Origin of the sequence: Pseudomonas fluorescens, from assembly GCF_018614775.1 — a bacterium.
Lineage (GTDB): Bacteria > Pseudomonadota > Gammaproteobacteria > Pseudomonadales > Pseudomonadaceae > Aquipseudomonas > Aquipseudomonas fluorescens_BY.
On sequence record NZ_JAGGOF010000119.1, the window covers coordinates 1 to 9517 of the forward strand.

Annotated in this window: 12 protein-coding genes; 6 read left to right on the forward strand and 6 right to left on the reverse strand. The window is 59.9% G+C overall.

Annotation, left to right across the window (positions count from 1 at the left end; all coding sequences use genetic code 11):
* Positions 1–313: 313 nt before the first annotated feature.
* Both rhtA and J7E36_RS24640 read left to right on the forward strand, forming a co-directional pair.
* Positions 314–1201 carry a threonine/homoserine exporter RhtA gene (gene rhtA / locus J7E36_RS24635; protein ID WP_215008891.1) on the forward strand — a complete coding sequence of 296 codons (888 nt, stop codon included), beginning with the start codon at positions 314–316 and terminating at the stop codon, positions 1199–1201.
* Positions 1202–1368: 167 nt separating this feature from the next.
* Entirely contained in the window at positions 1369–1650 is a 282-nt protein-coding gene (locus J7E36_RS24640; RefSeq protein WP_215008893.1) for a hypothetical protein, read from the forward strand.
* A gap of 3 nt (positions 1651–1653) precedes the next feature.
* Here the strand turns inward: J7E36_RS24640 and J7E36_RS24645 are convergent, their stop codons facing one another.
* Positions 1654–2217, reverse strand: a complete 564-nt coding sequence (locus J7E36_RS24645; RefSeq protein WP_215008895.1) for a TetR/AcrR family transcriptional regulator — start codon at positions 2215–2217, stop codon at positions 1654–1656.
* Positions 2218–2306: 89 nt separating this feature from the next.
* Here J7E36_RS24645 and J7E36_RS24650 point away from each other — a divergent pair, with 89 nt between their 5' ends.
* Both J7E36_RS24650 and J7E36_RS24655 read left to right on the forward strand, forming a co-directional pair.
* On the forward strand, positions 2307–3035 hold the full coding sequence (locus J7E36_RS24650) for an SDR family oxidoreductase (protein ID WP_215008897.1): 729 nt from the start codon (positions 2307–2309) through the stop codon (positions 3033–3035).
* Positions 3036–3068: 33 nt separating this feature from the next.
* Positions 3069–3659, forward strand: a complete 591-nt coding sequence (locus J7E36_RS24655; protein ID WP_215008899.1) for a 2-hydroxychromene-2-carboxylate isomerase — start codon at positions 3069–3071, stop codon at positions 3657–3659.
* 9 nt (positions 3660–3668) lie between these two features.
* Here J7E36_RS24655 and J7E36_RS24660 read toward each other — a convergent pair whose 3' ends face one another.
* The 5 genes from J7E36_RS24660 to J7E36_RS24680 all read right to left on the reverse strand — a co-directional run bounded on the left by J7E36_RS24660 (position 3669) and on the right by J7E36_RS24680 (position 8317).
* A complete protein-coding gene (locus tag J7E36_RS24660) occupies positions 3669–5477 on the reverse strand; it encodes an aminopeptidase P family protein (RefSeq protein ID WP_215008901.1) in 1809 nt (602 codons plus the stop codon).
* A 48-nt stretch (positions 5478–5525) separates the two neighbouring features.
* Entirely contained in the window at positions 5526–6692 is a 1167-nt protein-coding gene (locus tag J7E36_RS24665) for a cysteine desulfurase family protein (RefSeq protein ID WP_215008903.1), read from the reverse strand.
* A gap of 159 nt (positions 6693–6851) precedes the next feature.
* Complete coding sequence (locus J7E36_RS24670; protein ID WP_215008905.1) at positions 6852–7466, reverse strand: LysE family translocator; 615 nt, start codon at positions 7464–7466, stop codon at positions 6852–6854.
* A 102-nt stretch (positions 7467–7568) separates the two neighbouring features.
* Positions 7569–7835: a hypothetical protein gene (locus tag J7E36_RS24675; RefSeq protein WP_215008906.1), complete on the reverse strand. Its 267-nt coding sequence runs from the start codon at positions 7833–7835 to the stop codon at positions 7569–7571.
* Positions 7836–7951: 116 nt separating this feature from the next.
* Positions 7952–8317 carry an antibiotic biosynthesis monooxygenase gene (locus J7E36_RS24680; RefSeq protein WP_215008908.1) on the reverse strand — a complete coding sequence of 122 codons (366 nt, stop codon included), beginning with the start codon at positions 8315–8317 and terminating at the stop codon, positions 7952–7954.
* A gap of 97 nt (positions 8318–8414) precedes the next feature.
* On the opposite strand from J7E36_RS24680, the gene soxR reads away from it, so the two are divergent.
* Together soxR and J7E36_RS24690 are read left to right on the forward strand one after the other, a co-directional pair.
* Positions 8415–8867, forward strand: a complete 453-nt coding sequence (soxR, locus tag J7E36_RS24685) for a redox-sensitive transcriptional activator SoxR (protein ID WP_215008910.1) — start codon at positions 8415–8417, stop codon at positions 8865–8867.
* Positions 8868–8969: 102 nt separating this feature from the next.
* Positions 8970–9428: a VOC family protein gene (locus tag J7E36_RS24690; RefSeq protein WP_215008913.1), complete on the forward strand. Its 459-nt coding sequence runs from the start codon at positions 8970–8972 to the stop codon at positions 9426–9428.
* Positions 9429–9517 lie beyond the last annotated feature (89 nt).

A 9517-nucleotide genomic window follows, 5' to 3' on the forward strand; every position in this document is an offset into this window, starting at 1 on the left:
CCGAGAAGATCGAACCGTCGATAGAGCCAAACAACATCGCCCTATCCACTACTTCCGGACTTCGATGAACTGAAGCCCTACCCCTTCGAAACCTACTTAACTCGTTGAAACTCAAGGAGTTTTCCGTTTCGACTGCGCCGGAAGTGGGGCGAATTATAGACGTCTGGAATTTGCCGTCAACCTTTAATTCAATTTTTCTATTCATACGCAGCGCCGCCCCTAAATTCGCGCTGTATATAGACGAAATCACTTCGAATGCGCAATATACTGCTCAAACCCGCTTCCCTGCCTTATACCCGGACGATATTTCGCAATGACTCCCTCACCTCGCAGCTTGGCATCCACCCTGTTCCCGGTTGCCCTGCTATTGATAGCCATGGCCTCCATCCAGTCTGGCGCCTCCCTTGCCAAAAGCATGTTCCCGGTCGTGGGCGCCCAAGGAACCACAACGCTACGGCTCATTTTCGCCAGCATCATCATGCTTATATTGCTACGCCCATGGCGCGCCAGACTCACCGCCCAATCCCTGCGTACCGTGATCGTCTATGGGATGGCACTGGGTGGCATGAACTTCCTCTTCTATATGTCCGTTCGCACGGTGCCGCTGGGAATCGCCGTAGCACTGGAGTTTACCGGCCCGCTGGCCGTGGCCATCTATGCCTCGCGCCGGGCAATCGATTTTCTCTGGATCGCCCTGGCGGTGATTGGCCTGCTTCTGCTGATACCGACAGGTGCCCCCGGTGCCGGTATCGATCTGACCGGCGCCTGCTATGCGTTGGGGGCGGGTGTCTGCTGGGCGCTGTACATCTTGTTTGGCCAAAAAGCTGGCGCGGACCATGGCGTGCAAACCGCGGCACTCGGCGTTGTAATCGCTGCCCTGTTCGTTGCCCCGATCGGCATCGTCCACGCAGGTGCTGCGCTGCTGACACCGAGCCTGATACCAGTCGCCATTGGCGTCGCCATATTATCCACAGCCCTGCCCTACACCCTGGAAATGGTCGCGATGACCCGCATGCCGGCGCGTACCTTCGGTACCCTGATGAGTATCGAACCCGCAATCGCCGCCATGTCCGGATTTATCTTCCTCCAGGAGTTCCTGTCCCTGGCCCAATGGGCCGCCATAGCCTGCATCATCCTTGCATCGGTCGGTGCAACATTGACCATGGACAACACAGCGACACCCGCCATCGCGGCAGATTGAAGCAGGTTTTAACGAAGGTCTGGTATTTGCCGCGCATTTAGGCCATGTTTAGGCCCGTAACCCAATGGCAGACATGGATTTTTCATACAGGACGTCATGAACGCTTCAAGCGCAAGCGAACGCAGCCGTACGTAGACATAAGATCCATGACGGCGTAAAGGACGGGAATGAAACGAATTTTGATATTGATCGCCGTACTGGCTATTGCTGGCTGCGCAGCGACAACGAAAACTGAAGTCAAACGCGGTAAAAAAGGCCTGCATATCAATTGCTCAGGCCTTTCCTCTTCCTGGGACCAGTGCGCCGCCAGCGCCGCCAACTCCTGCGCGCCCAAGAGTTACAAGGTCATTGCCAAGTCCGGCGACGCCGTGGAGGAACCGGGCGACTATCCGTTCGGGCTCAACCCCGCCGGCTATACCAGCCGCAGCATGATCGTGATCTGCAAATAGGCCTCAATCGAGCCCGGCCATTCGACAAGTGATCTCGTCATGGCTGGACTTGAGAATATCCCGCTGGATTCCAGGCTCCGCCATCATCCGCGCAATCACCAGCGCTCCTACGCATTGAGACAGGATGGCCCAGGCCAGGGCGTCACTCCCCAATACCTGCGCCCAGCTTTCATGCAAACGACAGATCCATGTTTGCGCCGCTTCCCTCACCTGTATATCCGATCGCGCGATCTCGGCGCCCAGCACCGGCAATGCACAACCCGCTTCGGGTTGTTCGACATGGCTCATGCTCAGGTAGTGCTTGAGACAGCGCTTCAATTTCGCGCGGTCCATGGCGCCTTCGCCACTCAGTCGATCCAGGCTTTGGGCCAACTCCCGCTCGACGATGGCCTTGAACAACTCATCCTTGGAGGAGAAGTGACTGTAGAACGCCCCGCCGCTCAACCCGATCGCTTTCATCAGGCCATCGACGCCGACCGTTGAGAATCCCAACGTCTTGGCGGAGACAGCGCTGCTGGCGAGCAGCTTCTCCCGGGTTTCCATCTTGTGATTGGCTGAATAACGCATGGTCCTGCCCCTGATTGCTTACCTTGACGCTCGCCGGATCTTAGCATAACGTTCGTTTAGCTAACGATCGTTTACCAATGAGGCGAATCATGAATAACAAGAAAGTCGTGCTGGTGGTGGGTGCGGGCGATGCCACGGGCGGGGCAATTGCCAGACGTTTCGCACGGGAAGGTTTTGTCGCTTGTGTGACCCGCCGCAGCGCCGACAAGCTCCAGCCGTTGGTTGACGGGATCCGCGCCCAGGGCGGCGAAGCCCATGGTTTCGCCTGTGATGCTCGCAACGAGGATGATGTGGTCGCATTGATCGAGCAGATCGAGAACCAGATCGGCCCGATCGAAGCCTTTGTGTTCAATATCGGCGCCAACGTCCCTTGCAGCATCCTCGAAGAAACCGCGCGCAAGTATTTCAAGATCTGGGAGATGGCCTGTTTCTCAGGTTTCCTCAACGCACGGGAAGTGGCCAAGCGCATGGTCACGCGTCAGCGCGGGACGATTCTGTTTACCGGTGCAACGGCAGGCCTGCGCGGTGCTGCAGGTTTCGCCGCATTCGCCGGGGCCAAACATGGCATCCGGGCATTGGCCCAAAGCATGGCGCGGGAGCTGGGGCCGATGAATATTCACGTGGCCCATGTGGTGGTGGACGGCGCCATCGACACGGACTTCATCCGCGATAATTTTCCGGAGAAATACGCGACCAAGGACGAGGACGGCATCCTGAATCCAGAACACATTGCCGAGAACTATTGGTACCTGCACAGCCAGCCTCGCGACGCCTGGACCTTTGAGCTGGACCTGCGCCCCTGGAACGAACGCTGGTAAACCCTCCTGTACAACCATAAGAGAGCAGTGAACATGAGCAAATCGGTGGAGTTCTACTTCGATCTCGGCAGCCCGACCACATACCTGGCCTATACCCAGTTGCCGACGCTGTGTGCACAAACGAACAGCACGCTGATCTATCGTCCAATGCTGTTGGGCGGTGTCTTCAAGGCAACCGGCAACGCGTCTCCGATTACCATACCGGCCAAAGGCCCTTATCTGTTCAAGGATCTGAATCGCTTCGCCAACCGCTACGGCGTCGCCTTCAAGCTCAATCCCTACTTCCCGATCAATACGCTATTGCTGATGCGCGCCGTCACCGGTATGCAGCTGCGCCAGCCTGAGCGGTTCGAGGCCTTCGTCGCTTGCCTGTTCCGCGCCCTGTGGATAGACGCGCGCAACCTCAACGACCCGGCCACCGTGGCGGCGGTGTTGGACGAAGGCGGTTTCGATCCTGATTATGTGCTCGCCTTGACGGCTGACGAGCAGGTCAAGCAAGCCCTCAAGACCGCCACCGAAGAGGCCATTGAACGGGGCGTATTCGGCGCCCCGAGCATGTTTGTCGACAACGAGCTGTACTTCGGCCAGGATCGCCTGGACTTCGTCCGTGAAGCCCTGGGTTGACCGCCTACGTCAGATAGCTGCGGTTCGCTCGTTCAGCCATCGCAACGCAGCCCCTTCCAGCAGCGGGCTCAACCGCCGCTGAACGTCGGCGTGATAGGCGTTGAACCAGTCTTTTTCGTCCTGGGTCAGCAACGATGGCTCCAGGCAGCGGGTGTCGATCGGGCACAGGGTCAGGGTTTCGAACTCGAGGAACTCGCCGAACTCGCTGCTCCCCGCCTCGCGGTTCAGCACCAGGTTCTCGATGCGCACGCCCCATCGACCGGGACGATAAGTACCCGGTTCGATGGAGGTGATCATGCCCGCCTGCATCGCGGTTTGCGGCGCAGCAGCGGCTTGGTAGGCAATCACCTGCGGACCTTCGTGGACATTGAGGAAATAACCGACGCCGTGACCGGTGCCGTGCCCGTAGTCCACCTGCTCGGCCCAGATCGGCGCGCGGGCAATGGCATCCAGCAGCGGCGAGAGAATACCCCGTGGGAATTTGGCCCGGGACAAGGCAATCACGCCCTTGAGCACGCGGGTGCAATCGCGTTTCTGTTCGGCGGTGGGTGTTCCGACCGGCACCATGCGAGTGATGTCCGTGGTGCCGCCGAGGTACTGCCCGCCGGAATCAATCAGCAACAAGCCATCGCCTTCGATGACCGCATGGGCTTCTTCCGTGGCGTGGTAATGCGGCATCGCGCCGTTGGCATTGAAGGCGGCGATGGTATTGAAGCTCAGGGACACATAGTCCGGCCGGCGTGTACGGGCAGCGGTCAGGTGCTCATCGATGGTCAGTTCGGTGATGCGTTCGCGGCCCCAGGCAGCTTCCAGCCAGGCGAAGAACTCACAGAGCGCGGCGCCGTCCTGCTCCATGGCCTTGCGGATGTGCTCGGCATCGGCCAGGCTTTTGCGGGATTTGGCCAGCGTCGTAGGATTAAGCCCTTCGACCAGCTTGACGTCGCGGCCCAGGTTATCCAGCAAGCCCACCGTGACCCGTGCCGGATCAACCAGCAGGCTCGCGCCCTCCGGCACTTCACGCAATGCGGCGGCCGCCTCACTGTAATCACGCAGAAGCACGCCGTCCTGTTGAAGAACGGCACGCAGCGCTGCATCTACCTTGTCCAAGGCCACGAACAGTGTTGCCTGTTGCTGATTGATCAAGGCGAAGGAGACGAACACCGGGTTGAACGATACGTCGGCGCCGCGCAAGTTGAATAGCCAGGCGATGTCATCCAGCGTGGCGATGAAATGCCAGTCAGCACCGCGTTCCTTGAGGGTTTCACGCAACCTGGCGAGTTTCTCCACCCGACTGACGGTTGCCTGGGGCGGCAGATGTTCATAGATCGGTTGATCGGGCAGGCTCGGGCGATCAGTCCAGACGTCATTGAGCAAATCGATGTCGGTACGCAACCGCGCGCCACGCTCCCCAAGCTTGCCGCTCAGCGTCCGGGCCGACGCCACGGCCATGACCGCGCCGTCTACCGCAACCACTCCACCCTCAGGGGTTTGCTCGGCCAGCCAGTCCAGCGGGCCAGGCTGACCTGGAATCAGCTTGACCAGTTCTATGCCACTGCCTTCCAGCTCCTGGGTGGCTTGCTCCCAGTAACGGCTGTCGGCCCAGACGCCGGCGAAATCTGCGGTCACGACCAGCGTACCGACCGAACCATGGAACCCCGACAACCATTGCCGCCCCTGCCAATAGCCCGGCAGATATTCCGACAGATGCGGGTCAGCCGACGGCACCAGCAGCGCATGGATGCCCTGCTGGCTCATCAGTCGGCGGATTCGGGCAAGGCGCTGGGGAACCAGTCCATGGGTCAAAGGCTCGGTACTCATCGTTTCTCCTGCTCATTCATTTGTTGTTCGGTGCCGAAAACGCTCGGCTTATGGAGTGGTGGCCCAGAATGCCGGCGCAGCCGCGCAAGCCGCCTTGATCAACCGTACCGCCTCGTCGATATCCTGCTCGGTGGTGAAACGCCCCAGGCTTAAACGAATCGTCCGCCCGGCCGCGCGGGCATCGTGCCCCAGCGCCAGGAGAACATGGGATGGGGTGTTTTGCGCCGAGTTGCAGGCCGAAGTCGCGGAAAATGCAATCGACACGCCTAACGTCGCCGAGTTGAACGCCCCTTCGTTGAAGGTCAGGCTCAGCGTGTGGGGAATTCGCCGGGTCGCGCTGCCATTGATGCGCACACCGGGCAAGGCCAGCAGTGGCTCAAGCAAACGATTGCGCAACCGGACGATTTTAGCGAGTTCTTCATCGAAGGCCTGGGCGGCCAGTTCGAAAGCGGCGCCCATGGCAGCGATCTGATGAGTCGCCAGGGTGCCGGAACGCAAACCACCTTCATGCCCGCCACCATGAATCTGCGCCGACAGCCGCGGCCGGGCCCGGTCGCCGACGTATAGCGCGCCAATACCCTTGGGGCCATAGACTTTATGCGCGGAAAAAGACATCAGGTCCACGGGCCAGCGGGCCAGATCCATTTTTACCTTGCCGGCGCCCTGGGCGGCGTCCACATGAAGCAGCGCGCCGTGCTCGCGTACGATCCGGCCAATGGCAACCACGTCATTGACGGTACCCAGCTCGTTGTTCACCAGCATCAGCGAGACCAGAAATGTGTCCTCACGCAGCGCCTCGCGAACTGCTTGCGGGCTGATCAGCCCCTCGGCATCCGGCGCCAGCCAGGTCACTGCGACACCACTTTCCTCGAGCTGCCGCGCGGTATCGAGAATCGCCTTGTGCTCTATCAGGCTGGTGATGACATGGCCGCCTGACTCACCGCGTGCCTGGGCCACGCCCTTGAGGGCCAGGTTGTTGGACTCGGTGGCACCGGACGTCCAGACGATCTGTTCCGGCTGAGCCCCCACCAGCTGCGCCACCTGCTGGCGCGCGTGCTCGACTGAGCGACGGGCCTCCTGGCCGAAGGCATGGGAACTCGAAGCCGGATTGCCGAAGTTGCCGTCAAAGCCCAGACACTCGACCATGACTTGGATGACCCGCTCGTCTACCGGCGTGGTGGCGGCGTAATCGAAATATAACGGACGTTTATTCATGGGAAACTCGCAGAGCCTGCTCCGGGACCAGGCGCCCTCGTTGGATTCGAGACTGGCAATACCTGATCGAAGACCTTAAAGAAGTCGGACTTCGTTTAAAAGTGCGTAGGAACGCTCCTGAACAGCGAGCTTAGCAGGCATCGCGTCGAAGCTCAGCCCTCAACGGATGCTTTCCAGCAGTAACGGATACATCGAGGCAACCAACAACAACGCCATGCCCCAGTTGAACAGGCGCAGCCAGCGACGATCACGCAACAAATTGCGCAACAGACTGCCGCAAACCACCCAGAGACTGACGCTTGGCAGGTTGATCAAGGCAAACACCGCCGCAATCACCACGACGTTGAAGAAATAGCCTTGGAGTGGCGTGTATGTACTGATGGCGCCGATGGCCATGATCCAGGCCTTGGGGTTGACCCACTGGAACGCGGCCGCGCCCCAGTAACTGATCGGCGTGTTGTTCCCTGGCTGGCTTTCCGAAACCGGCCCGGAGTGGGCTATTTTCCACGCCAGGTACAGCAGGTACGCCGCGCCAATGTAGCGCAGCGCGGTATAGAGCAACGGGTAAGTCTGGAACACCGCGCCCAGGCCAAAGCCTACCGCCAGCACCAGGGAAAAGAAGCCGCACGTAATACCCAGCATGTGGGGAATGGTGCGGCTGAAACCGAAATTGACACCCGACGCCAACAGCATGGTGTTGTTGGGACCCGGGGTGATCGAAGTCACCAGGGCAAACAGGGCGAAGGCCAGCAGGAGGTCGAGCGAAAGGGTCATGTCAGGTCAGTCCATCGGGGCGGTCAGTCAAGTCATGACCCTACCCGACGTGCTGGCGCAAACCCACGGACAGTTGGGCAAAACTTCGAGCAGTACAGTCCCTCAGCTCGACCGGCCCGGCACCTGCACGCCCAGCTCGGCGCTCATCTCACCCTGGTCGTCGAAACCGACATTTTTCTGCGCCGTGCCGAGCAACTCGGTTTTCTTTGCGTGGTATTCGTCGAACGACAAGCCCCGGCGATTCAACGCTTCGAGGGCCAGCTCACGGGCTTCGTCAGCACTGTACGGGCGCAGCTCCGGGGAAGAGGTGGCGCAACCGCTCAGTACGGTGGCAGTCAACAGCAGCAAAATGGCAAGGGTACGGTTCATGGCGAGTGTCCGACGTTCTGGAGTTGGGCGATGAACAAAGGCTACTCGCCGGCCCTGCCCGGCAGAAATCAACCCTCTCGATAGTGGGTATTGCGTCCCTGGATCAGCCGTTGCGCTCAATCGACCAGCTGGCAATGCAGCGCGTTGTCCAGGCTGCGTTCGATGGTGCAGAGCACCTCGAACGAACCGAACGTGACGGCTTTGGCGCGGTGCGCCTGGACCAGACGCCAGAAATCCTGCTCGCCAGTCTCGAAGCGTCGAAACGCTGCTTCACCCGCCTCGCGAGTCTGCCACTGCAAGTAATTGAGCACCCGCCGGCCGTCGTCGCTGGCCTGGATACTGGCACTCAGAAATCCCCGATGGTCCCGAGCCAGGCGCTCGGTCTGTTCCGACAGCGCCGCGACCAGGGCCTGCTGCCATTGAGGCTCGATGTCGAACTCCATCAGTTGGGTGAAACTGCGATTGTTCCTTGACGATTGCATGAAAGGTCCCCGCTGTATGTAAGGCGAATCTTGCGATCCGAAGACGTGCAGGGTAAAACCTCTAGTTAAGTCAAGGTCAAGCGGTGAATCTAGGCAAATGTCACAAATAAATGTCCATAAGGAACTCACCGTCGGCCAAGTGGCTGCCCGCAGCGGCGTGGCGGTCACTGCGCTGCACTTCTATGAAGCCAGGGGGCTGATCAAAAGCACGCGTAACCCGGGCAACCAACGCCGTTACCCGCGAGAAGTGTTGCGCCGCGTGGCGCTGATCAAGGTCGCCCAAAGCCTGGGAATTCCGCTGGCGGAAATCGGCCAGGCATTGAAAACCCTGCCGGACAACCGCGCACCCACGGCGGCCGACTGGAAAATCCTGTCAGGACAATGGAGCCGGGAGCTGGATGAGCGCATCAACCAGTTGATCGCGCTGCGTGACCGGCTCAACAGCTGCATCGGCTGCGGATGCCTGTCGATGGAAGGCTGCCCGTTGCGCAATCAGGGCGATGTGCTGGGCAAACGCGGACCGGGCGCCCATCTGCTGGATGAGCAGTGAGACGTTCGTCGGGCCAAGCGCTGGTGCCAGGACGCTGCCCTATAGTGGATAGGCATCCGTCGGCGAAGGTGCTCTTCGCCCTCTACAAAAAGGAGAAACGTCATGGGTGTCAACGCCATTCCTGAAGGTTTCCATTGCATCACGCCCTACCTGGGCATCCAAAAAGCGGCCGAAGCCATCGATTTCTACAAAAAAGCTTTCAATGCCACCGAGGTCATGCGCCTGGCAATGCCCGATGGCGGTATCGGTCATGCTGAACTGCGGATCAACGACTTCCCGATCATGCTCGGTACACCCTGCGAGCAAGGCCCGCTGGGCAACCCGGACCAATCGCCATCGGTGGGCCTGCATTTATATGTCGAGGACGTGGATCGCGCGTTTGCCCAGGCCATTGGCGCGGGTGGTACGGTGATCTCGGAGGTGAAGGATCAATTCTATGGTGATCGTACCGGCAGCCTGAGGGATCCCTACGGGCATGTTTGGTTTCTGGCGACTCACAAGGAAGATCTGACCCTGGAGCAGATTGAGCAGCGGGCTCGGGAAATGTTTCAACAGGGTTGAGTTTGAAACGCAGCCCTTGTGGGAGCGGGCTTGCTCGCGAAGGCGGTGTGTCAGGCAACATAAATGCTGAATGTGCTGGCCTCTTCGCG